This is a genomic window from Thiovibrio sp. Mzg5, from assembly GCF_055379285.1.
The window spans coordinates 2,852,013-2,876,742 of sequence record NZ_AP022872.1 but is presented as its reverse complement, the minus strand read 5'-3'; the positions used below and the strand labels follow the sequence as shown (position 1 = coordinate 2,876,742).

Annotated in this window: 21 protein-coding genes; 6 read left to right on the top strand and 15 right to left on the bottom strand. The window is 56.2% G+C overall.

The genetic code is table 11. The features are described 5' to 3' along the window. The first annotated feature begins 375 nt into the window (after positions 1–375). The 3 genes from ACZ46D_RS13340 to ACZ46D_RS13330 all read left to right on the top strand — a co-directional run bounded on the left by ACZ46D_RS13340 (position 376) and on the right by ACZ46D_RS13330 (position 2,486). Positions 376–1,311, top strand: coding sequence for a Tim44 domain-containing protein (locus ACZ46D_RS13340; protein WP_464929292.1), 936 nt, complete (start codon positions 376–378; stop codon positions 1,309–1,311). Positions 1,312–1,493: 182 nt separating this feature from the next. Next, positions 1,494–2,027, top strand: a complete 534-nt coding sequence (locus ACZ46D_RS13335) for a DUF2127 domain-containing protein (protein ID WP_464927930.1) — start codon at positions 1,494–1,496, stop codon at positions 2,025–2,027. A 129-nt stretch (positions 2,028–2,156) separates the two neighbouring features. After that, positions 2,157–2,486, top strand: coding sequence for a hypothetical protein (locus tag ACZ46D_RS13330; protein ID WP_464927929.1), 330 nt, complete (start codon positions 2,157–2,159; stop codon positions 2,484–2,486). A 152-nt stretch (positions 2,487–2,638) separates the two neighbouring features. On the opposite strand, the gene ACZ46D_RS13325 is transcribed toward ACZ46D_RS13330, so the two are convergent. Together ACZ46D_RS13325 and ACZ46D_RS13320 are read right to left on the bottom strand one after the other, a co-directional pair. Beyond that, the gene (locus ACZ46D_RS13325) at positions 2,639–2,815 is read right to left on the bottom strand and encodes a hypothetical protein (RefSeq protein WP_464927928.1); all 177 of its coding nucleotides are present in this window, start codon (positions 2,813–2,815) and stop codon (positions 2,639–2,641) included. Between the two features lie 540 nt (positions 2,816–3,355). Next, positions 3,356–4,444, bottom strand: coding sequence for a glucokinase (locus ACZ46D_RS13320; RefSeq protein ID WP_464927927.1), 1,089 nt, complete (start codon positions 4,442–4,444; stop codon positions 3,356–3,358). Positions 4,445–5,152: 708 nt separating this feature from the next. Here ACZ46D_RS13320 and ACZ46D_RS13315 point away from each other — a divergent pair. Both ACZ46D_RS13315 and ACZ46D_RS13310 read left to right on the top strand, forming a co-directional pair. Beyond that, a complete protein-coding gene (locus ACZ46D_RS13315) occupies positions 5,153–5,707 on the top strand; it encodes a YcbK family protein (protein WP_464927926.1) in 555 nt (184 codons plus the stop codon). Between the two features lie 26 nt (positions 5,708–5,733). Then, on the top strand, positions 5,734–6,894 hold the full coding sequence (locus ACZ46D_RS13310) for a L,D-transpeptidase family protein (RefSeq protein WP_464927925.1): 1,161 nt from the start codon (positions 5,734–5,736) through the stop codon (positions 6,892–6,894). Between the two features lie 43 nt (positions 6,895–6,937). On the opposite strand, the gene ACZ46D_RS13305 is transcribed toward ACZ46D_RS13310, so the two are convergent. Genes ACZ46D_RS13305 through ACZ46D_RS13285 form a run of 5 tightly spaced genes read right to left on the bottom strand, consistent with a single transcriptional unit; the run spans position 6,938 to position 11,792 of the window. Beyond that, entirely contained in the window at positions 6,938–7,300 is a 363-nt protein-coding gene (locus tag ACZ46D_RS13305; RefSeq protein WP_464927924.1) for a DMT family transporter, read from the bottom strand. Next, complete coding sequence (gene rffA, locus ACZ46D_RS13300) at positions 7,300–8,436, bottom strand: dTDP-4-amino-4,6-dideoxygalactose transaminase (RefSeq protein ID WP_464927923.1); 1,137 nt, start codon at positions 8,434–8,436, stop codon at positions 7,300–7,302. The genes ACZ46D_RS13305 and rffA overlap by 1 nt, the downstream gene beginning before the upstream one ends. Beyond that, positions 8,433–9,125 carry a WbqC family protein gene (locus tag ACZ46D_RS13295; RefSeq protein ID WP_464927922.1) on the bottom strand — a complete coding sequence of 231 codons (693 nt, stop codon included), beginning with the start codon at positions 9,123–9,125 and terminating at the stop codon, positions 8,433–8,435. The genes rffA and ACZ46D_RS13295 overlap by 4 nt, the downstream gene beginning before the upstream one ends. Next, positions 9,122–10,066, bottom strand: a complete 945-nt coding sequence (locus ACZ46D_RS13290) for a glycosyltransferase family 2 protein (protein WP_464927921.1) — start codon at positions 10,064–10,066, stop codon at positions 9,122–9,124. The genes ACZ46D_RS13295 and ACZ46D_RS13290 overlap by 4 nt, the downstream gene beginning before the upstream one ends. Positions 10,067–10,118: 52 nt before the next feature. Continuing rightward, positions 10,119–11,792, bottom strand: coding sequence for a hypothetical protein (locus ACZ46D_RS13285; protein ID WP_464927920.1), 1,674 nt, complete (start codon positions 11,790–11,792; stop codon positions 10,119–10,121). Between the two features lie 441 nt (positions 11,793–12,233). Between ACZ46D_RS13285 and ACZ46D_RS13280 the strand changes: the two genes are divergently transcribed. Further along, the gene (locus ACZ46D_RS13280; protein WP_464927919.1) at positions 12,234–13,871 is read left to right on the top strand and encodes an ABC-F family ATP-binding cassette domain-containing protein; all 1,638 of its coding nucleotides are present in this window, start codon (positions 12,234–12,236) and stop codon (positions 13,869–13,871) included. Positions 13,872–14,096: 225 nt separating this feature from the next. Here ACZ46D_RS13280 and ACZ46D_RS13275 read toward each other — a convergent pair whose 3' ends face one another. The 8 genes from ACZ46D_RS13275 to ACZ46D_RS13240 all read right to left on the bottom strand — a co-directional run bounded on the left by ACZ46D_RS13275 (position 14,097) and on the right by ACZ46D_RS13240 (position 24,684). Continuing rightward, the gene (locus ACZ46D_RS13275; protein WP_464927918.1) at positions 14,097–14,747 is read right to left on the bottom strand and encodes a bifunctional 4-hydroxy-2-oxoglutarate aldolase/2-dehydro-3-deoxy-phosphogluconate aldolase; all 651 of its coding nucleotides are present in this window, start codon (positions 14,745–14,747) and stop codon (positions 14,097–14,099) included. 69 nt (positions 14,748–14,816) lie between these two features. Continuing rightward, positions 14,817–15,059 carry a DUF6868 family protein gene (locus ACZ46D_RS13270; protein WP_464927917.1) on the bottom strand — a complete coding sequence of 81 codons (243 nt, stop codon included), beginning with the start codon at positions 15,057–15,059 and terminating at the stop codon, positions 14,817–14,819. 76 nt (positions 15,060–15,135) lie between these two features. After that, a complete protein-coding gene (locus ACZ46D_RS13265; protein ID WP_464927916.1) occupies positions 15,136–15,639 on the bottom strand; it encodes a hypothetical protein in 504 nt (167 codons plus the stop codon). 47 nt (positions 15,640–15,686) lie between these two features. After that, entirely contained in the window at positions 15,687–17,543 is a 1,857-nt protein-coding gene (edd, locus tag ACZ46D_RS13260; protein WP_464927915.1) for a phosphogluconate dehydratase, read from the bottom strand. A gap of 13 nt (positions 17,544–17,556) precedes the next feature. Next, on the bottom strand, positions 17,557–18,252 hold the full coding sequence (gene pgl / locus ACZ46D_RS13255) for a 6-phosphogluconolactonase (protein ID WP_464929291.1): 696 nt from the start codon (positions 18,250–18,252) through the stop codon (positions 17,557–17,559). 212 nt (positions 18,253–18,464) lie between these two features. Further along, complete coding sequence (gene zwf, locus ACZ46D_RS13250) at positions 18,465–19,916, bottom strand: glucose-6-phosphate dehydrogenase (protein WP_464927914.1); 1,452 nt, start codon at positions 19,914–19,916, stop codon at positions 18,465–18,467. 147 nt (positions 19,917–20,063) lie between these two features. After that, positions 20,064–21,206: a glycoside hydrolase family 26 protein gene (locus ACZ46D_RS13245; RefSeq protein WP_464927913.1), complete on the bottom strand. Its 1,143-nt coding sequence runs from the start codon at positions 21,204–21,206 to the stop codon at positions 20,064–20,066. 25 nt (positions 21,207–21,231) lie between these two features. Beyond that, positions 21,232–24,684, bottom strand: a complete 3,453-nt coding sequence (locus tag ACZ46D_RS13240) for a glycosyltransferase (protein ID WP_464927912.1) — start codon at positions 24,682–24,684, stop codon at positions 21,232–21,234. Positions 24,685–24,730: the final 46 nt, after the last annotated feature.

Here is a 24,730-nt window from a genome sequence, read left to right as displayed (position 1 = left end):
GTTGTAAAATTTTCTTAGCTCATTTGCAAAAATCACATAAAGTTATGAACTGACCGGCCAATTTTCTTAACATGGAAATCGCGCCGAAAAATATTTTCTCATCATCTGAAGGTCCGCATAAAGTCTGGCAAAAGTCTCATTCAAGTCTCATCAAATCCAGCAATATCAATTTTCTTATTCTTCATGCCCCCCTATATCAGGGAACATAGTGAACCTCTCGTTGGTCTCTTAAGTTACCAAGATCCCGCAAAGTCCTCAAAAACCACCATGCAACAATGTAGATTGTCGACACTAACCATCTGAACTCAAAAGGAAGTTACGAATATTATGTACAAGAGAATTTTTACCGCAGCTTTTTGCATCATTGCGGCGGTTATGCTCATTTCTATTACTCCTCAAGACTCACAGGCCCGTGCGGGTGGCGGTCGCTCTATGGGGAGCCGGGGCTCACGCAGCTATTCAACGCCAGCTGCTCCTACCCCTCAGTCCAGCCCGTATCGGCAGGGGACACCGCAACAGGATCCCAGGTCGTCAAGCCCTCCACCATATCAAGCACCCCAACCATCTGGCGGAGGATTTTTCCGCAATATGGGTGGTGGCATCCTCGGCGGTATTGCCGGTGGGTTGTTGGGCGGCATGCTCTTTCGCAGCCTTGGCATGGGAGGTGGCTGGGGTGGTGCAGGTGGCGGTGGAATCGGGATCTTTGAAATACTGTTGATTGGCGGCATTATTTACCTCCTCTACCGTTTTATAAAAACCAAACGAGAAGCAACTCAGTCCAGCCAGGATGTTTATTCCATGGATGATTACCGGGAACCTTCCATGTATCAATCGGCAACACAAGCACCAATCTCTCCGCCTGTGGATATGGCGGCCGGTATTTCGCATATCAGGGAGTTCGACCCATCCTTTGATGAACAACGCTTCTCCGATCAGGTTCTGGATATCTTCTTCCAGATTCAAAGCGCCTGGATGAATCGGGACCTCTTACTTGCCGGGGCATTGCTGACACCAGAGGTTAGACGCACACTTCAGGATGATATCGACCGGTTGCTCAAAGAAAAAAAGGTTAATCGACTGGAAAATATTGCTGTACGGAACGTTGAGATCGTGGAAGCCTGGCAGGAATCTGGCCAAGACTATATAACTACGCTGATCTATGCCAATCTGCTGGATTACACCACTGACGACACTACCGGACAGGTGGTTGAAGGAAGCAAGACCGAACCGGTCAAGTTTGAAGAATACTGGACGCTTACCAGACCAGCTGGAAACAATCAGTGGCAGCTTTCGGCCATTGGCCAGAAATAGGACAGCGAATGATTGAGGGGAATTTACTTTCTGCGTTACAAGAACTGCTGGAGGCATCAGATGCTATAATGGATGGACAACCTGCGTCTGCGCGAGCCACGTTGCACGCTATCACCGTGCTCGTGAATGGACATAGCATCTATTAACCGTGCAGAAAAATCACGAGCACTGGGATAGCCATTTTGGACAAACAGTCAGGTGTTACAGACTTCCCAATAAGATCTGAGCCCACAGAAAAGGGCCTCAGAATTGTTGCGTTTTTTGAAGGTGCAAAAGGCGCTATTGTGCTGCTCACAGGCTTCGGGTTTTTCCTGCTTGTTCACAAGGACTTACATCGAGCAGCAGCTGACCTTGTCAGGCAGCTACACTTTAATCCTGCTAGTAAATATCCTCATATTTTTCTCGACCTCGCGGACCAGACCAACGATGCAAATCTATGGGCCATGGCATGTGCTGCGGTCATTTATGCAGCAGCCCGATTTGCCGAGGCTGTTGGTCTCTGGCTTAATCGTAGATGGGCAGAATGGTTTGGGCTTCTGACTGGAGCGATGTATATCCCTGTTGAGCTATTTGAGCTGGCCCAAGGGGTTACATGGCCTAAAACAACTGTATTCACGATCAACGTGATTGTAGTCCTATATCTGCTGTTTGTGCTTCTGGAACGTCGCAAAAATCGGAAACGTCCTAGTCACACATTACAAAAGACCATATCATGACATTGAGACGCTGCAAAAAATCAGGCGGGCAAAAAACACATATGGGGAAATCTGAAAAAGCTTGGCAATGCTGACAACACCCCCACATTGCCAAGGTTATCCAGTCGATGCACTGTCGAGGAAAGGGAAATGCTGAAAAACATTACAAATCCAAAAGATGCCCGGGAAATTATGCTTTCGCTACTGTCGACGAGTGGAACGCTGGCAGGTGTCAGTCTCGTCCTCGTTAGCATAGTTAGCCTGATGGTACACAACACAAAAATTCAAACAATAGCCGACGATCTGTTTTTGTTTGCCTCCTGTGGCTTTGTAGTGGTGTGTTATATTATTTTTTTTGCATTGAGACGTCTTCACTCTACGCGTTTACACTATTGGACGAACTCGATTGACGCTTTCTTCCTTTTCTCGCTTACTCTTTTGGTATTGGCAGGCTCCGTGGTAGTTTATTCGTTTTTGTAGTTAGATCCAGAGCATCAGCAGGGAAACAAGAAACGTAACCGAAAGATTCCCCTCAAAACAGATTACTAACCTCTTGGCGCAGAATTCTGCCTAGCCCCTGACAGAGACCTGGGCTAGCTTATGTAGACCTCCCGAGCAAACGGATTCTCGGTTTAGTGGACGGCCTGGATCTTCAGAACTTTGCTGTCAGTAACCTTGGTGGCCTGGGTCAAATTGGTCGGATTAGGCTTGTGGTCGCTTGCGAATTCCATAGCAAATTCGGGTTCGTTTTCCTCGGCAAAGGTAATTGCAGCCATCAATCGGTCAAAATGAGTCAGAATGGTCTTCATGTTGATTCTCCTTATGCTTTGTTATGTGGCGTAAAATGGAGGAAACTATCGTTCCCTGCCTATTCAATGAGCAACAAGCGTGCCACCCAAGATGTATTTTTTTTTCACGTTATATCAGTGAATTGACGCTTAGACGTGGCACGAGGCAGCGTTTCTAATTTGCAACATTAATCTGCTTAATAAAATAAAATCACATAATATTAGCCGGATACAAAATGCTGCAACCAGTAAGGCAATGTTGCCAAATGCAACGCCTAGAGTTTCCCGGACACAGGGAGTCCTTCTCGCCGCCACCAATGCAACTGACCGTCCCCTGAAAACTGAGCCATTGCGGAGTTTGCAAACCAGATAGAGAGATGTGATGTGCACGAGGTGGACTTGGTGGGCGCTGACAACTCAGCTCAAATGATGTGCTGGGCATCAGGCGGAAATGAAATACTTCACTCCGGCCTTCCGGCAAAGAGTGATCATAAATTTTTTCCGTTTATTGAACGGCCCTACCTGCCATGCGTTTTCGGTTCTGCTCCAATGCCGATGCCTTTAGCCTTGCGTTGCTATGCTCATTTTTTCCCTAACCCCCCGCAGAACTGCCCCGATGAGCCCGACTTTGGGATTCAGGATAACGTGAACGGGGATCTTCTCCAGCTGCAGACGCATGCGTCCTTTGTTGCAAAAGGCCTTCATAAAAACCTCCTGCTGGAGCATCGGCAAAATCTTTGGCGCTATTCCCCCTGCCAGGTAAAGCCCGCCAAAGGGAAGCATCTTCAGGGCAAGATTTCCCGCCTCGGCACCATAAGCTCTGACAAAGAGGTTCATCGTCTGCTCGCATAGAAAATCACCGCCCGCCAGCGCAGCCTTTGAAACCTCTGCGGCCAGATCGACTGTCTTGTCTTTCTTGCCGATTTCCCGTGACCAGAGCTGATACTTTTCAGCCATCGCGGCAGACTCTTCCTTCGGGTTGGCATCCCTGAAAAACTGGTAGATCGAGGCAATGCCTGTTCCTGACACCACTCGTTCAACCGAAACCCGAGGCAGGTTGTTTTTCTCCCGCAGATATTGCAGCAACTGAAATTCAAGGTCGGACTGGGGTGCAAAATCGGTATGTCCCCCTTCGCTGGAAAAGGCGTGATAAGTCCCATCGGGACCCGGGATCAGAAATCCTTCTCCCAGCCCCGTGCCCGCACCGATGACCGCTATCGGCGCCGTGGGATCAGGGGGTGCGTCCTGCAAGGTTGCCGATTCCCCTTTCTGCAGACCGAAGATTCCGTACCCAATAGCAGCAAAGTCATTGATCAGGGTAACCCGTGGAATGGCAAGGGCGTTCTCCAGGCGTTCTCCTGACAAGGACCAACTCAAATTCGTCAATTCCGAGGCGTTAGCGGAGACAGCGCCGGCAATGCCAAAGCAGGCATGGTCCACGGCTGAAACAACTCCGGAGGATTCGGCAGCCTCTTTCATAAACTGGTGCACCATCGGCACCAGGTCGGAGAAGTTCTTGCTCGCATACGTCTTTTCCGACAGAGTGGTCAACACAGGGGCTGAGTGACCAGTGCCACCCACCTCCACACTCACCAGTCTCAAGCTCGTTTTTGTTCCGCCAATGTCTCCGGCAAGTATGGTCAATTTCATCTCTTTACTCCTGTCAGGCAACTGCCCCTGATGTTCGATCCCAACCGCATACTCCGGAATGGTCGGCACACTCCCTCCCAAAGGAGCGTCGACGGTCACGTAGAGTTGCTGCCCATCGCAAGTAATCTTCTGGTAGAATACGTGATTGCTGACAAAATAGCCCCTGGTCGTTGACCGTTACCCTGTAGGGCTTGGAGAGGGAGGGGAGCACGGCGCCAACCGGTGGAGATGTCACCTTTTTTGCTTACCGGAGAGGGTATGCAAGGAGACGAGAGGCCGACTTTTCCCCAAACACACCGATGCTAAGCCTTCAAAAGTGTCCAGCGGAACTTTCCGTCTTTCTTAAATTATAGGGCACCCTCCTCATTAAAATCAAACTCTTTCCGGCGATTTTGGCAGCAGCATGAACAAGGCAAACAGAAACGTCAGGTTGACAATTTTTTACAGGAAGGAGCTGTTGGGGCAGGCCTGTCCGGTGGCCCCGTGGGGATGACAGAAATGAATTCCGCTTCTTTTTGAAGTAACCATAACTTCTACATATGTTTACTTTTTTATTTTCTGCCCCCACCAGATTCCGTATGTGTTGAAAAAAAATAGGCAATTCCAGGCAAATACGGTTAAAATGGTGCGCACGATCCCGGTTTTCTGCGGCGCAGCCCCGCGCTGACCGCACAAACTTTTCCTCAAGAAACCCAGGAGAATCTTTCCATGCATCTTCCCACCAGCAGACGCTCTTTCCTCAAAGTCTCGCTGCTGACAACCTTTGCCTTTCTCCATCCCGGAAAGGCAAGGGCGAATTTCCCCACGGAAAAGCAGCCGTCAGGCCGACTGAATTTGTACAACATCCATACCGGCGAAAAAATCAACACCACGTATCGCGACCCGGACGGTCAGTACAACACCCAAGCCATCAACGAGCTGAACCGGCTGTTGCGCTGCCACTATACAAACGAGCAGCACCCCATTGATCTCCAGACCCTGGATTTTCTCGATCTGGTGAACAGTCAACTGGGCTGCAACAACGAAATTCATATCATCTCCGGCTTTCGCTCGCCGAAATACAACGACTATCTCATCAGCCAGGGCCACAAGGTGGCGAAACACAGCCTGCACATGGAAGGCCGCGCCCTCGACATCCGCATCCCTGGCACACCCCTGTCCAATCTCCAGCGCACCGCCCTCTCGCTCCGCATCGGTGGGGTTGGCTATTACCCAAGCAACGATTTTGTCCATATTGATTCAGGATCATTCCGCACTTGGTAGCCTGGCCGAAGAAATCACCTACCCCCATGTCCCTTGCCAAAAATCTCTTCCGCTTTTTCGGCTGCGTCTTTATCATTGCCCTGCTTTCTGTTCCCGCAATGGCAGAACCCGAAGTCCCCACGGCAAGGGGCGAACTCTGCCTGCTGCCCGCCCTGGAGAGCGCTCTTTCCCACTATCGGCAACTTGCCGCGCAAGGTGGCTGGCCCCAGATTGCTGTGGGCCCCACCCTGCACGAAGGCGACATGGATGAACGCATCCACTTTCTCAGGAAACGCCTTGCCGCAAGCGGAGACCTGGCTACGCCACTGGATCAGGGAGTTTTTTTCGATGAACTTCTCAAAGAGGCGGTACAGAGATTCCAGGCCCGCCATGGCCTTACCGCCGATGGGGTGGTCGGGACCAGAACCCTGACCGAGCTCAACGTCCCCATCAGCAAACGCATCCAGCAGCTCGCCGCAAGCCTCGAACGCTGCCAGCCGCTACCGTCTCTTTTAGAACCGCGCCATATCCTGGTGAACATCGCCGACTTCACCCTCAAACTGTACGAGGATGGCAAACTCCGGCTCTCCATGCCCGTGATTGTCGGCAAGACCTACCGGCAAACCCCGGTGTTCACTGGCCGCATCTCTTCCCTGGTTCTCAATCCGAGCTGGGAGGTGCCGCGCAGCATCGCCACCAAGGATCTTCTTCCGAAGATCAAAAAAAATCCAGGCTACCTGACCCAGTTGCACCTCCGGGTATTACGGGACTGGACAAGCGAAACAGAGCTGGACCCGGCCACCATCGCCTGGGCAAACCTTTCCCAGGCGCACTTTCCTTACCGGCTTCGCCAGGATCCCGGACCAGCCAATGCCCTTGGCCGGGTGAAGTTTCTCTTTCCCAACCCCTACGATGTCTACCTGCACGACACCCCGGCCCAGGCGTTGTTCCAACAAGATTCACGCACCTTCAGCTCCGGCTGTATCCGCCTGGCAAGGCCTATGGAACTGGCCGTTTATCTCCTCCAGGGCACTCCCCTCGGTTCCATGGATGCCCTGAACGCAGCGCTCTCCCTCGGAAAGACGCAGAGCGTAGCAATCCCCTCGCCCATCGCCGTCCATATCGCCTACATGACCGCCTGGGTTGATCGGGAAGGCATCATCCAGTTCCGGCCCGATATCTACAACCGCGATCCGGCTCTGCAATAGTGGGTTTTAAAAAATTGCGGGAAGGGCAGAATGGCGCTGAGAATCAGCCCCTGCTGGAGATGACGATGCCCAGCACGATGAGGATCAGGCCGACAACCTTGTACATGGTGACCTGTTCGCTGAGCAGGATAGCAGAAGCCAGGAATACCAACACAAAGTTGAGGCCCATGAAGGGGTAGGCGTAGCTGAGCTCAAAGGCGGTCATGGCCGCCATCCAGCAGAGCGAGGCGAGAAAGGCCGCGACAAAGCCGCTCATGATGAAGGGGTCGAAAAACAGCTTGAGCAGAAAGATCAGCTTGGGGAGCATCTCGCCGGGCAAGCTCCCGTGAAACGGCACCCGCCACTTGATGACCAGCTGGCCGTAAACCGTGAAGAGTATAGTGCCCAAGATATAGAGATGTGCCATCAGTTTTTCCCGCTCCATTCCACGATCTGCTCGCAGACCGTATCAATCTCTGCCATGGTAATGCCATAATAGAGGGGCAGCCGGATAAGCCGCTCACTCTGGCTGGTGGTGTAGATATCCCTTCCGGAAAAACGCCCGTATTTCAGGCCTGCCGGCGCGCTGTGCAGCGGCACATAATGGAACACCGCCCAGATCTCGTCCTGCCTGCACTGTGCCAGAAGCTCGGTGCGCTCCTCCAGATCCTTAACCTTGACATAAAACATATGGGCATTGTGCTCGCAGGTTTCCGTGACCACCGGCAGCTCGATAACCCCTGCCGCCGTTAGGGGCTCAAGCCTATCGCGGTAGGCGAGCCAGCTTTTGAGCCGGTCGGCGTTGATGGCCTCCGCCATCTCCAGCTGCCCCCAGAGATAGGCGGCCTGGAGTTCGCAGGGCAGATAGCTGCTGCCGATATCCACCCAACTGTACTTGTCCACCATGCCGCGAAAGAACTGGCTGCGGTTGGTCCCTTTCTCGCGGATGATCTCGGCCCGCTCGGCAAACCGCCCGTCGTTGATGATCAGCAACCCGCCTTCGCCGCCGCTGGTGTAGTTCTTGGTTTCATGGAAGCTGTAGGTACCGAGATGACCGATGGTCCCCAGCGGCCTGCCCTTGTAGCGGCTCATCATCCCCTGGGCCGCATCCTCGATGACAAAAAGGGAATATTTTTCAGCCAGGGTCATGATCACGTCCATCTCGCAGCCCACGCCGGCATAATGCACCGGGACGATGGCCTTGGTCTGGGGAGTGATCGCCGCTTCGATCCGGGTTTCGTCGATGTTCATCGTGTCGGGACGAATGTCCACGAAAACGATGCGGGCCCCGCGCAGGGCAAAGGCGTTGGCGGTGCTGACAAAGGTGTAGCTGGGCATGATCACCTCATCCCCGGGCTCAATGCCGATGAGGATCGCCGCCATCTCCAGGGCATGGGTGCAAGAGGGGGTGAGCAGAGTCTTCCGGCAGCCAAGTTGCTCTTCAAACCACCGCTGACACCGCTTGGAGAACGGGCCATCACCGGAGATTTGCGGGCTCTTCATCGCCTCAAGGACATACTGCTCTTCGTTCCCGGTATGCGGGGGCTTGTTGAAGGGGATCATCGTTGTACGCCTTTCATGAATTTCGGGGCATTTTTGCCTTCGTTAAACAGCAGATCCACAATACTCACTCCGTGTTCAAAGGGCGGAAAGAGCTGGCTGTATTCCGGGTAGCCCCTGTAATCCATCCACTCGACCTCTATTCCCACCGCCGCGAAAATCGAGGCATCGAGATAGTCGCTGGCGGCAGGCCCGCTCAGGTAGGTGGTCGCGCCCAGGGTCTTGCATAATTCCAGGAGTCGCTCGCTTTTCCCCGGCGCCAGGGTAAACTCGCTGGAGCAGCGGATGGTGGTGGTAATCCCCAGCAGCCCATTGATGGCCAGGATGAATTTCCGGTTTATCTCGCTGAGATAGGTCTCGGTGGCGCCCAGGTACAGCTCCTCGAAGACATCCTTGTACTCCTTGAAATGCGCGGCCTTGGCGTAGTTCTGGGCGAGCATCTTCCAGTGCTGCTTGTGCCAGGCCGGATTGGCGATCTTGGTCTCCAGGATCGTCTGGGACAGCGATTCCACCCGCACGGGGATGGTGATCCACTCCAGGCCGTTTCTGGTCTTGATCTTGTTGCGATTGCGCCAGTCGTTCTTGGTGTACTGCATGTCGTCGTAGAGCACGAACTCGTCAACGCTGCCGATGATGTCGAAATATCCCTTCCAGGGGATATAGTTGGACTGGAGAATGGCGATTTTCTTCATGATTTTGGCTCGAGATTGACGGCTTCCTGGATGATGTAAAGCGGCCTCCCCTTGACCTCGTCAAAGATCTTGCCGATGTACAACCCCAAAATCCCCAGGATGCCGAAAAGAAGGCCGAACATGAAAAACATCGAGACCATCAGGCTGGTCCACCCCTCGGCGATATCGCCGTAGAGAAAATAGCTTAAAACCAGCCAGAGGGCGTACCCCATGCTGCCCAGGGCAATAAAGAAGCCAAACTGGATGAAAAGCCGCAGCGGCTTGTTGGAGTGGGCCACGATGGAATCGATGGCCAGATTGACCAGCTTGGCAAAGTTGTAGGACGACTTGCCGTACAACCGGTCATCGTGCTCCACCGGAATCTGCGTTCTCTTGAAGCCGACGATCTTGACAAACAGGGGAAAGGAGCGGTTCTGCTCCCGAAAGCGATTGACGGTTGCGATCACCTGGTGCGAAAAGATGCCGAAATTGGCAATGGTCTTGTCGTGCTCCGTGTCGGTGAAATACTCCAGCACCCGGTAAAACATCCGGGAGGCGAGCTTCTTGAAAAAGCTATCCTGCCGCTCCACCCTCTGGCCGAAAACGATGTCGTAGCCTTCCACGGCCTTGGCATAGAGCTTAGCGATCTCCTCGGGTTTATCCTGCAGATCGCAGTCCATCACCACCACCCAGTCGCCCTGGGCATGGTCGAGCCCGGCGGTAATGGCGTAGTGCTGGCCGAAATTACGGGAGAGGTTGATGCCCTTGATCCTGGGTTCCTGGAGGGCAAGCGCCTGGATCTGCTCCCAGGAACCCTGGGGGCAGGCATCGTTGACCAGGATGATCTCAAAGTCGTCGGTGATGGGGGTAAGGGTAGCGGCAAGCCTTTCACAGAGGGCTCCCAAACACTCCCTGCAGCCATACACCGGGGATACCACACTGATCTTTACCGGCTTGGGCACGGGATTCCCCCTTTGTCGTTAACGGTTGCGGTTCGTTCAACAAAAAACACGGTCATTCTCCCTCTCCCTCTCCCTCTCGGCAGGCACGCCCTTTCTCTGCGATCCCAGGCAGGGGATTCTCGGCAAAGACAACCACCGTGTAGTTTCCCTGCGGAAAGGATTCGGCGGGCTGGGGCAGGGAAAGGGTTTCACAACCGTCCTTCCAGTTATCGAGTTTTTCGTTGGGCACCAGAAAGAAAACCTTGCCGTCGGCGTAGCCCTTTTCGTACCACCGATCGCTTGAAAGCCACAGACACAGACCGATCCCGCGCACGTCGATGTCAATGGGCCGAATGCTCACCTTGCCGTTGCTCAACACGGTGTAGACATGCGAGTCCCAGTAAGGGGCATACCCGGAGACAAGCCCGCGGTCCTTGAGGGCGGCGATCAGATCGGTCCGAGACTTGGCCGTTTCCTGCCAGCCCTCGGGGGAGATATTTTTCCAGGTGGAGGCCATTGCCAGCAAAAAGGCCACAACCAGCACCACTTTGGCAACCTGGGGGAAAAAGCGCCAGACCACCACCGGGCAGACCAGCACCATCATCAAATAGGGAATGATGTAGCGGATGTTGTTGCGGGCGGCATAAGCATTTTCGTGCAGGGTGCTCACCGAGTACAAAAAGAAGATCAGGGCAAAGCCGAGGTAGGAGAGGGCGATAAAAAATCTTTGCCCCTGCTCCATGCGGGAGAAATTTTTCATGGCATAGTAGGCGGGAAGAGCCAGAACCAGCGGGTAAAACCCCAGCCTCAGCAAGGAAAACACCCCTTCCACGGAGGCCAATTCCACCTTGTCTTGCCACTCCGCGCCGATAAAGCTCAACAACCCCAGCACCGAATAGGCAGCATGAAAAGGCAGATCCTGGAGCGGGACCAACAACGCATGGTTGGCGCCTTCGGCATGAAGGACTCCGACAAGCAACAACTTGTAGCAGAAGACTCCCAGCAGAAGCACCCCGATAATGGCTGCCGCGGGAATGATGCGCGGGAAAAGCGCCGCCCGCCAATCACTTTTTTCGCTCTCGAGCAATGCCTCCCGCTCCGCATAGAGAAGCAACAGAAAAGCGCCAAAAAACGGCACGATGTAATAGATCATAAAGCGCATGGGATTTTCGAGCACCACGAGGTAGACAAGGACCAGCAAGAGGAGAAACAGGGCTGGTTTCGCATACCTTCCGGAATCCGGCCGATTGGTGCGGAGCAGGAGAAGAAGGAAGGAGATGATAAAGGCGAAGTACCAGGTGTAGGCGGCCTCGCCGTAAACCTCCCGCAGATACAGGGGGGAATATCCCAAGCCGATGATGACACAACCCATCATGGCCGCTGTCTTAGAAAGCCCCAGCGCCCTAAAGAGCAGGGCGAGCACCGCCATGGTGGTCACGATCACGATGGAAACGGAAACGCCATGGGCAAAAAAGCTGTTTTCCCCGGCCATGACCCACGGGATCAGCAGCAGATGCTTGTAAAACACCCAGAGATCATCGTTAACATACCACCAGGTCTTTGGAAAAAGCTCCCCGGACCGGACGATTTCCTCCGCCAGGATATTGGCAATGGCGGCGTCGGAGTTGAAGAAAGCCTGGTACGAACAGAAGATATAAAAACCGAGGGCTCCGATGGTGGCAGCGAGCAGAAGCGCGGCACCACGAAAAAGCCATTTCTGCATGGGGGAAGTCGGTAAGGTAGTCACTGCGCTCTCTAGGTCCGTGGTCGGCAGGAGGGAAACAGAGGCAAGCCCGTTGGGAGATTTAAGGGGAAATAGACACCACCGTCACCTGCTTTGGCAGCGGCGCCGCGCCCCTTGAAAAAATACCTGCCCCAGGCTGGATCGTCGCGAAATAATACAAAAAATTCTCCGGCACTGTCAAGGGGAATCAGCAGGCAGCCAGAGGCCTGCCGCGCCAAGAACTCGCTGGAGCGAACCAGGCCCCGGGCACACACCAACGGTTGCGGAACAATGGCTGTTTCTCCCACAAAAACACCGATATTCGTATCGTTATCGTGCAACTGCCATTGTCATTTTGCGCCATATACTGTATAATGTGCGGTTTAAAATCGCCCGCGCCCTCTCCTCTCCACCGAGGGCGCCGGAAACACCCCCTGTTTTATTCATTGCAGCCAAGGAAATATCATGATCACCGCAGTCAATATCGCCCTCTCCTACGGGAAAAGGATTATCTTCAAGGACGTCAACATCAAATTCGCCCCTGGCAACTGCTACGGGCTCATCGGCGCCAACGGCTCCGGCAAATCCACCTTCCTCAAGATCCTGGCCGGGGAAAAAGAGGCGGACAAGGGCGAGATCGTGGTCGGCCCCAAGGAGCGGATCGCCATGCTGCGCCAGGACCATTTCGCCTTTGACGAAGAAACCGTGTTCGACACGGTGGTCATGGGCCACAAACGCCTCTACGAGCTGATGCACGAGCGGGAGTCGCTCTACGCCAAACCGGAACTCAGCGAAGCGGACGGCATCCGGGCCGGGGATCTGGAGGCGGAGTTCGCCGAGATGAACGGCTACGAGGTAGAATCCGAGGCAGCCGTCCTGCTCAAAGGCCTCGGCATCTCCGAGGAGTTCCGCGACAAGAAGATGAAGGAGCTGGAAGGCGGCGACAAGGTGCGGGTGCTGCTCGCCCAGGCCCTGTTCGGCAACCCGGACGTGCTGCTGCTGGACGAACCCACCAACCATCTGGACCTCAAGTCCATCGCCTGGCTGGAGGATTTTCTCTTCCGCTTCCAGAACACGGTGATCATCGTCTCCCATGACCGCCATTTCTTAAATCAGGCCTGCACCCACATCGCCGACATCGACTTTGGCGAAATCCGGGTCTACGTGGGCAACTACGATTTCTGGTACCAGGCCAGCCAGCTCTTCGTCAAACAGAAGCAGGACGAAAACAAGAAGACCACGGCCAAGGCCAAGGAGCTCACCGACTTCATCCAGCGCTTTTCCTCCAACGCCTCCAAGGCCAAGCAGGCCACCTCGCGCAAAAAGCTGCTGGACAAGCTCACCATTGAGGACATGCCCTCCTCGTCGCGCAAATACCCCTTCGTGGTCTTCAAGCCCGAACGGCCCTGCGGCGACATCATTCTCGAGGTTATCGGCCTTGGCAAGGAACTGGACGGAGTCACGGTCTTAAACGACTTCAACCTCACGGTCCACAAGGGCGACAAAATCGCCTTCATCGGCGCCAACTCCGTGCCCAAGACCGCCCTTTTTGAGATCCTCACCGAAGGGATGGCCCCGGACCGCGGCAGCTTCCGCTGGGGGATCACCATGTCCACCTCCTACTTCCCCAAGGAAAACAGCGCTTTTTTCGACAAGGAAATGACCCTGGTGGAGTGGTTGAGCCAGTACACCCCGCCCAGCGAGGGCGAAAACTTCGCCCGGGGATTCCTGGGCAAGATGCTGTTCTCTGGGGAAGAGGCCCTGAAAAAAACCAGCGTGCTCTCGGGCGGCGAGAAGGTGCGCTGCATGCTCTCCCGAATGATGCTCACCGGAGCCAACGCCCTGATCCTGGATGAGCCCACCAACCATCTGGACCTGGAATCGATCACCGCCTTAAACAACGGCCTCATCGCCTTCCCGGAGGTAATCCTCTTCGCCACCCACGACCACCAGATGGTGGCCTCCACGGCAAACCGGATCATCGAAATCCTCCCCAACGGGATCATCGACAAGAGGATGGATTTTGATGATTATCTGGAAAGTGCGGAAGTGATGGAGTTGCGGGAATCGCTGAGTAATGGAGAGGTGGCGTTGAGTCTGTAGCAGTAGCAGTCAAAATCCCATTGGCCCGCAGCCGAGCACCGGAGAGGCTGCCGAAAAGGGGATTTGCACTGTCTGAGGCGAAGCCGAGTTTGCAAAGCCCCGGCAGCATCGAGGAGCACAGGGTATCCCGCCTTCGGCGGGACAAGGGACACAGGGGGCCCTTTCTTTGGTTCGTTTCTTTGGGCAAGCAAAGAAATGAACAGAAGAGAATGCGAAAGAAAAACGCTATTTCCCTGCACCCTCAACCGCCTCACGGGCCAATTTGGTTATTTTGACCCAATCCCCTTGGGCCACCGCCTCGGCAGACGCCACCCAAGAACCACCCACACAAGCCACATTCCCTAACGCCAAATACTCGCGGTAATTCCCCAAACCAATCCCGCCGGTCGGACAAAAAACCACCTTGGGAAACGGCCCGGCAATGGCCTTGAGCATGGGGATGCCGCCCGCCGCCTCGGCGGGAAAAAACTTAAAATGATCATAGCCCCACTGCAGGCCGGTCATCAATTCGGAAACGGTGGCAATGCCGGGGATCAGGGCAATAGGCATATAGTTGGCGGCCTCCAGCAGCTCCGGGGTAAGCCCCGGACTAATAGCAAAAACAGCCCCAGCCTCGCTCACCGCCGCAAGATCCTCCGCCGTGGTCACGGTCCCGGCCCCCACCACCGCCTCCGGCACCGCACGGGCAATCTCCCGGATAGCCTCAACAGCAACAGGGGTCCGCAGGGTAATCTCCAGCACCCTGATCCCGCCAGCCACCAGAGCGCGGGCCAGCGGCACCGCATGGGCGAGATCCTTGATCACCATGACCGGCACCACCACCCCCTGGGCAAAAACCTCGGCAGGGGCCATTTTCCAATTTCTTGTCCGCGTCATCCTTGATTCCCTCGCAACATATCGTCACACCGGTGGAAATATTTCAAGCACGTCCCCGTGATATTCCCCTCAACCGAGGATAGAGAGAACGACAAAAGGCACCAGATTAAACAGAATAATTCCTATTTTGAAGATGCTCATTCCGGCGTAGTGAACGACGTCGAACTGGTCACGGGACAGATGAAACCATTTGCCATGGAGATGCTGAATCCAATCATGCGCGAACACGAAGACCAGAAACCACACCAGCAATACCCCGTAGTTGATGGCCGTACACCATAAAAGAAAATTTCGGATGACTTCGATGCTCATCTTCTCCTCCCTTCGGGGAAACCAAAGAAATCGGGGGAGTGTCCCTGATTTCTTTGGATATTGCGACTATCAAAATTCACAAAGTCCCTGGATCGCAGGACAGTACACTCTCGCTGGCAGTATTCCCCTCCCTCAAGACAGGTCGTAGCGTTGCCTCCGCACCTTCGTCTCTACTTTCCTCTGTGAAATTTATTCCCGTTTTCTTCTCTAAATAATCTTTCGTCTCTTTTAATGGTTTTGGAATTACAACAGCAACAAATGTGCTCCACCCGCAGCCACGCTCCCCATTAACATCACATACACCAATGTAGATGGTCCTAACCGGAAGCCCCATTACTTGGCTTTTTATCGAGTAAACCCAAGCATTTTTTTCTTTCTTCTTTGGCTTGCCCTCTGCAATTAATCTGTTCATCACCCCATACAAATCTTGGTTCATTTCACATTTATCAAAACCATGAAACACCTGGGGACTTATTGACATAAGATCATTTTCACGGTTTTCACTGAAACCGTTTTGTGCATAAGTGAAAGCAAGGAATATGGTCAGAACAAAAAAACATATCAAAAGAACCTGTTTCATCCACAATCTCTCCATCGATATGGATACACGGGAACATCCGTCATCACCTACGGTTCCGCCGAAAAGTTCACCTTGCATTTCTCGTTCACATAGGTGAACAGCGAGCTCGCCCCTTCCTCAGCCCCCAGCATATCACTGCGCAGGGCAGCAAAAATCTGCCTGCCCACGCCGTACCGCTGTTCACCTAATTCCGTCTCGGCATACTCCCGCTTGGCAAGCTCCACCGCATCCACCAGCAACTCCAGACTTCCGGCGCCCACATCGATGCGGATCATATCCCCGTCCTGCACCTTGGCCAGTAACCCGCCGCACAATGCCTCCGGCGTCACATGGATGGCGGCCGGAACCTTGCCGGATGCCCCGGAGAGCCTGCCGTCGGTGACCATGGCCACCCGATAGCCCCGGCCCATGACCACGGCCAGCGGAGTAATCAGCTTGTGCAGCTCGGGCATGCCCGTGGCCTGCGGGCCCTGAAAGCGGATAACCGCCACGACATCCCGGTCCAGCTTGCCTGCCTGGAAGGCCTCTTCCAGTCCGGTCTGGGTGTGGAACACCATGGCCGGGGCCTCGATTTTGGTGGCCGCCCCGTCCGTCAAGGCAGAAACCTTGATCACCGCCCTGCCGAGATTGCCATCAAGAACCTTGAGCCCGCCGGTGGGGGAAAAGGGCTGGGCCAGCGAGGCGAGGACCTCTTTCTCCAACGATTGCCTCGGCTCCTCGGACCATTGGACCTTTCCATCCACCAAAGTAGGAGTCCGGGTGTACCGCTCCAGCCCCTCCCCAGCCACGGTCATCACCTCGTTATGGAGAAAACCGCCAGCCAGCAGCTCGCCGATCAGCACCGCCATGCCGCCAGCCGCCTGGAAGCTGTTGATGTCGCCGGGGCCGTTGGGGTAGATGCGCACCAGCATCGGCACCGCTTCGGAAAGCTCGGAAAAATCATCCCAGTTGATACGGATTCCCGCGGCCCTGGCCACGGCCACAATATGCATGGTCTGGTTGGTGGAGCCGCCGGTGGCCAGCAGCCCGACGATGCCGTTGACCACGGAGCGTTCGCTGACCACCCTCCCAATGGGGGTATAGTTTTCGCCCAGATGGGTCAGCTCGCACACCCTGGCCGAAGCCGCATTGGTCAGGGGTTCGCGCAGCGGGTCGTCCGGGTTGACAAAGGAAGCGCCGGGCAGGTGCAACCCCATGATCTCGGCGATCAGCTGGTTGCTGTTGGCCGTGCCGTAAAAGGTGCAGGTTCCGGTCCCGTGATAGGAGGCGCACTCCACCGCCAGCATCTCCTCCTTGGTGATCTTGCCCTGGGCGAACTGTTCCCTGGCCTGGGCTTTTTCCCGATTGGGAAGCCCGGTGCGCATGGGCCCGCCCGGCACCAGGATCATGGGCAGGTGCCCGAACTGCAAGGCCCCCAGCAGGAGGCCCGGCAGAATCTTGTCGCAGATCCCCAGGAGCAGGGCGCCGTCAAACACGTTATGGGAGAGGCCGATCACCGTGGACATGGCGATGACATCCCGGCTGATCAGGCTGAGATCCATGCCCGGTTCGCCCTGCGTGACCCCGTCGCACATGGCTGGGACACCTGCGGCCACCTGGGCCGTGCCGCCCGCCAAGGCCACTGCCTTCTTGATCATGGCAGGGTAGTGCTCGTAGGTGTGGTGGGCCGAGAGCATGTCGTTGTACGAGGTGATGATGCCGATATTTGGGGCCTGGACGCCGCGCAGGGCTTGGCATTCCCCGCCCTGGCAAACCGCCAGGCCGTGGGCCAGATTGCTGCTCGGCAGCCGGTGGCGAAACGGCCCAATCACCCTGGCCTCCTCCATATGGCGCAGATAGCTTTGGCGATGGGCCAGACTGCGGTTGATGATCCGGTCGGTTACTTTTTCGACGATGCTGTTCATGACTGCTCCTTGTTCATGGGGCCCAGAAAACCGTAACCGGCGTGGTGGCCTGCCCCAGCACCGCCCGGATGGGCATCTCAGCCACCGGTCCGTTGGCCAGCGCCCTTTCGTACACCGCGCGTTTGCCCGGTCCGACAAGGTGGAGGATGATCCGGCGGCTTTGCAGCAGGGCGGGCAGGGTGAGGGTCATCCGTTCATGGGGCGCGGCCGGCGGGGTGATGGCCATACAGAGCCGGCCGGAGTCCAGGGCAAGGGCCTCGCCAAGCCGCGATGCCTGAGGAAACAGCGAGGCGGTATGGCCGTCGTTGCCCATGCCCAGGATGAGCACATCAAAGGGCCTCGGCAGCAGAGCAAGACGATCACCGCACTCTTTCTCCCCCTGCACTGCGGTGGCTGCCTCGGTCTTGAGACCAACGAAATGGGCTGCTGCCGCCAGATTTTGCAAAAGATGGAGCCGGACCAGACGCTCGTTGCTGTCCGCAGCAGCAGGGTCCACCCAGCGTTCGTCCGCCAGGGTGATCGTCACCTGTTTCCAGTCAAGCGCCAGCTCCGAAAGGGCCGCGAAAAAAGGCACCGGGGTAGAGCCGCCGGACACCACCAGACTGGCCCGGCCCCGCTCTTTGATACCAGCCCGCAGCAGTTCGGCAACCTGGGAAGCCAGCACCGCCACCAGGGTGGAAGAATCCTTGAACTCCTTGAATTCTGGCATGATCCAACCCTCTTTATTCGTCATAATCGCTCACCTGAAACGAAAAAACGCGATCCCATTTCTAACATGTAAACGTTCAGCAGCGCCGCTTCGCTGCTGCCGCAGATGCGCGGAAGAGGCCTGCGAAGTGTGCTGCTGCACATGAGCCGGCCGATGACAGCTAAGCGAGCGCAGCGAGACTGCGAAGCAGATGCTGTGCTGCTGGGCGTTTACTACTCGTCCCAGGCCCGGCCATCCCTTGCCATGAGGGCCACCGAGGCCACCGGCCCCCAGGTGCCTGCCGGATAAGGCATGGGCGCATCGTTGCTGGCCTGCCAGGCATCTTGAATCGAATCGACCCAGGTCCAGGCCTGCTCCACCTCGTCCCTCCGGATAAAGAGGGACTGGCTCCCCTCCAGGGCGGCCAGGAGTAAGCGCTCGTAAGCATCGGCAACGTGTTCCGCCTGGAAGGCCTCGGAAAAACTCAAATCGAGGGTGGTCCGTTGCAGCTTGAGCCCCGAGACAATGCCCGGCACCTTGTTCAGCATCTCGATCTCCACCCCTTCGTTGGGCTGGAGGCGAATGATCAGCTTGTTGGAGGGCAGGTTCTTGTAGCTTTCCCGAAAAATGTTGTGGGGCAGCCTTTTAAAATAGATCACCACCTCGGAGAGCTTTTTGGTCATGCGCTTGCCGGTGCGCAGATAGAAAGGCACCCCGGCCCAGCGCCAATTGTCGATATCCACCCGAAGGGCGACAAAGGTCTCCGTGAAACTCCTGGGGTTGCCTGCCTCCTCCTCGTGGTAGCCGGGCACCGGCCCGCCCTTGAGAAACCCGGCGCTGTACTGGCCCCGGACGGTTTTTTCCTCGACATTGTCGCGGGTGATGGGGCGCAACGCCTTGAGCACCTTGAGTTTCTCGTTGCGGATGCTCTCGCTGCCCAGAGTGACCGGCGGCTCCATGGCCACCAGGGCGAGGATCTGCAAAAGGTGGTTCTGCACCATATCGCGGAGCTGGCCGGACTTGTCGAAATAGCCCCAGCGGCCCTCGATGCCCACCTCTTCGGCCACGGTGATCTGCACATGGTCGATGGTGGTGTTGTCCCAGTTAGTGGTAAAGATGGAGTTGGCGAAGCGGAGCGCCACCAGGTTGAGCACTGTTTCCTTGCCCAGATAATGATCGATCCGGTAGACCTGTTTTTCCTGAAAAAACTTGGCCACCGCGTCGTTGATGACCTTTGAGGAGGCGAGGTCGGTGCCCAGGGGTTTTTCCAGCACCACCCGGGTCTGTTCCGTGATCAATCCGGCCTGGGCCAAGCCCTGGCAGATATCGCCATAGATGGAGGGCGGCACGGCGCAGTAGTTGACCATGACCCGCCCAGCCGGGTCGATAATCTCGCAGAGCTTGCGGTACTGGTCATGGTTGGCAAGATCGAGCTGCACATAGCGCAAACGCCCGGCAAACCGCTCCCAGACCTGGCCATCCACCTCTTCCTTCATGAAGGTTGCCAGGCTTTCCCTGGCCAGGGCGACATACTCCTCAGCACCCATCTCCTTGCGCGCCACCCCGACAATCCGCAGGTCCGGCTCCAGGAGCCCGGCCTTGTCCAACTGGTAGAGCGAAGGAACCAGCTTGCGGGTGGCCAGATCGCCATGGGCTCCGAACAAGACAAAATCACATGGTTGCATTTTTTTCTCCCTGGCCTTCCCGGCCTTCTCAATGGAACAACCCGGCGCTTGCCCCTGCCTCTCTCAAAAGCCTACGGCTGTTCCAAAAATGAAGTCAAGGAAAATATAGGAGGCCAGACCTTGTGGTGGCTGGATATTCAACGCCCATCAGGGGGAGGCCGGAGGTTTCTGCCGCAAGCGAAATTGCGGACGGTCGAGCCAGTACGGGGCAGCCACCCCGCCTCGGTAGGCGTCAAGGGCCTCGGGAGAAGAATTGACCCGGAGATTGCTGTAGCTCCCGTCCGTATTTTCCCAGCGTTCATGCCAATAAACCGCGGCCTTGACCCTGGGGTATTTCGTCGGTAACTCAGCAAAGGCCTTGGCAATGAACTCGGCCTTGTTGGCCGGGGGAAACTCACCCACGCCCCATTCTGCCAGGATTACAGGCTTTTGCAGGTCCAACCGGCAGATTTCCTGATAGGGCGCGGCCATCACTTGATCAAAGGAATTCCAGTCCTCCGAATGGAGCATCTTTCCGTAAACGCTCAAGCCGAGCCAGTCCACATAGCCCGGCCCAGGGTAGTAATTGGCCATCATGTTCCAGGGGGCATGGGGCATGGTGTAATGGTTGGCCTGAAAACCCCAGAGGATATTGTCCGCCTTTCGCGCCCTTACCCGGTCAACCACATACCGGTAAGCCTGCTTTACCAACTCCGGCCCGGCATAGAGGGGCTGTCCGTCTTTATGGCCGATAATCTTGCCACCGCCATAGTAGACGCCTGACCAGGGAAACCAGGTACCGTTCATCTCAACCCCCCAGGCCACCAGCATGGGTTTCCCGTAGTTCCGGGCCGCATCCGCCCATTGGTCGATATAGACATCCCACTTGCCCGCCAGGATATCGGGCAAATTGAAGCGATCCGGCCCGTGGTCTTCCGCGTAGGGCCTGTCCCAGGGCGACCAGTAGATCAGCGGAATCGCCCCATAGCCCGAAACGATGCGCACCGTTTTTGTAGGAAAGGCCTGTTCACCCCAAAAATTGCCAAAGGCCACCACGGCAAGATGCTTGCCGGTCAGCTTCTCAAAGGCCGTTATGGCATCAAAGGTGACATTGTCCTCACCCTCGCCGAAATCCACATACGCCCCGGTGTAGGCCCCCTTGCCGGGCATCACAAGTTCTTGCGGGCCTTGGTCCTTGGCCCGGGCAGCCTCCTCGTGCCGGCAGCCAGCGCACAGCGCCAGACAGCAGAGCACAACAGCGACACAGCCGAGAACTGTTTTTTCTCCGACGATTGAATCTCTCGTAAACATTGGCTTCATGGTTCCTGCCTTTTCCTCAAGCGTTGTATGTGACCGAGGCGGTACGGTCGAGTTTGCCCCAACCGACCAACACCCCTTTGCTCGCTTTGACAATGGCCTTTATCACCGCATAACTGAGCACGGGCCGGTAGATAAACCGCATGGGCAGGACCAGCCAGATCTGGGACAAAGGCTCCCTTTCAATAAGGCAGGCAACTGCAGCCAGCAGCAGGTCGGCCCCGAGAAAGACTAAAAAATAAACATAGAGAATACTGTTGGCCGGGCTCAGCAGCAGCGACAAAAGCAGAATAGCATCGATGATCGGCCCGAGCGCCACCAGCAGGATATTGAAAAACCAGGCGCTTGGCAGACTGAACCAGCCCAGGGCCCTGTATTTTCCATTAAAAAGCATCTCCCGGTGTTTCCAAAGACACTGCAAGGTGCCGAAAGCCCAGCGGAACCGCTGCTTGGCAAAGGCCCGTATGGTTTCCGGCGCCTCGGTCCAGGCCACGGCCTTGGGGGCATAGCAGATTTTAAGCCCCCGCTTGTGCAGGCTCAAGGTAAGGTCGGTATCCTCCGCCAGGGTATCGGTACTGATCCCGCCCGCCGCGAAGACCTCGCTCTTTTTAAAAGCGCTGACCGCCCCGGGCACCACTGTGATGCAGTTGAGTAGGTGATAGGCCCTCCGATCCAGATTAAAGCCGCAGGTATATTCAAGGGACTGGAACCGGGCCACCAGCGTTTTGGCATTGCCAACCCTTGCCCGCCCCGAAACCGCAGCCACTTGAGGATCGGCAAAGGGCCGGACAAGCTCGGCAATGGTGTCGGGGGTAAATTGGGTGTCGGCATCCAGACTGACCACAATTTCGTGGCTGACCGCGTCAAAGCCGGTCTTCAAGGCTGTGGCCTTGCCAAGGTTGATTTGCCTGAGCAGATGGAGGCGGTCCTCGCTGTGCGCCATCCCGGCCACGATCTCGGCAGTTTTGTCCTGTGAGCCGTCATCGACCACCACCACCTCGATTTCGCCCGGGTAGCTGCTGTGCAAGAGCGCCCGCAGTGTTTGGCCGATAACCTTTTCCTCGTTATAGGCGGCGATCAGGATGCTTACAGGCGGCCATACGCCAGGGGCCGGGGGGTAGGGCGGCAGCCCGGCCTCGCCAATCCTTCGGCTCCGGATTGCCAGCCAGGCCACGCTCAAGGTCCTGACCACAACCAGGGCGGTCGCCACGATCATAAAGGCCCAGAAAAATTGCGCCACCGCATGGATGGCCTTGAAGCCGCTTTCGCTCACCACCCTGGTCATGGACCGCTGACTCTTGAGAACCGGCGGCATCAGCTGCTCCAGCGGAATCCCAAGCATGGCGGAGAGGCTAATAATGTTGTCCCCCCTGGCCTGCAGGTAATCGATGATCCTGGGCAGCGCCTCAATGGTCTGGCTCCGGTCCCCGCCCGCATCATGGAGCAGAACGATATTCCCGCCCTGCTGACGGCCCCTTTTGACATTCTCAACCATGGCCGCAACTCCCGGCTGTGACCAATCTTCCGGGTCGATATCCTCGGTCACCGTGATGTACCCCAGTTTCTGGGCAAGCTTGATGGGAACCAGCTCTTCCGGGTCATGGGGGTTGGTGTCGGCGTTATAGGGCGGCCGAAAAAGAATGGTGGAATGATTGGTTATGGCCTCGATCAACCGCTGGGTCGCATTGAATTCCAGGTAGGCCCGCTCCTCGGAGACCAGGGCGATATTCGGGTGGGTATAGGTGTGAACTCCCACCGTGTGCCCCTCGCGGACAATGCGCCGGACAAGGTTGGGATATTTCTCCATGTTCGAGCCAACCAGAAAAAAAGTGGCGCTCACCCCCTTGGCTTTAAGAATATCGAGGATCTTCGGGGTCCACTTGGGATCAGGTCCGTCATCAAAGGTGATGACGGCAGAATCCTTTGCCCCCCGGCCCTGATGCACGATGGTGAGGTAGCTGGGGAATTGCTCATAGCGGGCAATCATCTGGGGCTCGGGATCAGCATTTCTCTCAAGCACAAGCCGCCGCGCCCCGTCGGCGCGTTCATCCGCCATGGTGATGAAATTTCCCCTGCCGATATGGGCTATCGTTGCCCCGGGCCGAATGGTCTCCAGGGAGGCAAGATTTGCCCGGGTAAAGGGCTTGGCGGTATCCAGCTTCAGGACATCCCAGACGCCAGGGTCCTCCGTGCCAAGCCGCGAGATGGCAACGCCCCCGACATGCTGCGCTCTTCCGGCCTTGAGCTGGTTCAAGAAGGTAACCGCGTCCAGAAACCAGAGGGTATGGGGTGCGCCTGAATCCTCATAGTCAAAATGCGGATTATAGGTCGGGGCGTCGAACTCGCAGGCGCTGAGCGAAGAGTGGCCTGCCCGGCTCATCACGTCCTGAAAACGGATGGTCTCCGCCTCCTTTTCTCCCTCGGTCCAATCATAACCATAGGAGCCGAGGGCCAACACCCACTGTGCCGGTTCCCCGTATTCAATAATGGTATCGAGCCAGCCATTGAACCATTCTGCTGAGGCAATCGGGCCGGGCGGGTCGGATTCGGAATTCTCATCATGGAGCATGGCGACGAAGTGGTCGACATGTTCGGCAAGGGTGTCCAGATCAAGAACCTTCAGCTCCCTGCCCATGGGCACGCAGAGCCACAATTCCATTCCCTCGGCATGGAGCGCCGAAGCAATCCTTTTCAGTAAGGCGGTCATGGCGCCTCGATAGGAAGGATCAACCTGTTCCCAGTCGATGACGACCCCGCCCGCACCCATACCCTTCAAGCGCCCCTTGAGGTCGGTAATAAATTGATCCTGCCGCGTAGCCGGCCCGTTGACCAATCCTTCAACCGCCTCGGGCAGCCAGGCCCCTTCCCCGCCCATGTTGCGAAGAAGCGGCAGAAGAACGAGGCCTCGATCCTTCACCAGCTCAAGCACCTTCTGCTCCGTTACGACCTTGAGTCCGCCTCGACCATCCTCAACGGTGAGCCAATCCGGGCAGAGATGGGTCAAGTTATCGGCGTTGGCCTTGAGAGAATCAAAGCTGCCTGGGTCCCAACTTTCATAAAAACCCAGCCGAATCTCCTGAACAAAGGTGGGTTCCGGTCTCGGCGCTTTTTTCAAGAAAGAGACAACGCCAGATTGATTGGCAATGAAGGGAAAAATCGCCGCACCGCCGCTAGTGCCCTTGGCAAAATTCAGCCACAACGGCCTGGGCGCCAGCTGTCTGGCCTGGTGTTCCTTTTTCTGAAGGGTCTTGAGTCGGGACTTGAGTTGCTGCACCCCAGGCGGAAGGGTAAGCTGCGAGGGAAGAAACAGGGTCTGCGTGAAGAGGATCACCCCGATAAAGAAAAGAAGTCCCGCGACAAACAGGATGAGTCGGAGCCTGGGCCAGCGTTTCCCGCGCGCATCCAGAAAGACGAAGGAATCCGTGTTGGCGGCAGAGGGTGGGCTTTTTGACTGGCGAGGGTTATCCGTCATTTTCAGTCACCGCACCCACGGAGCACCCGAACACGCCAGGACTCTC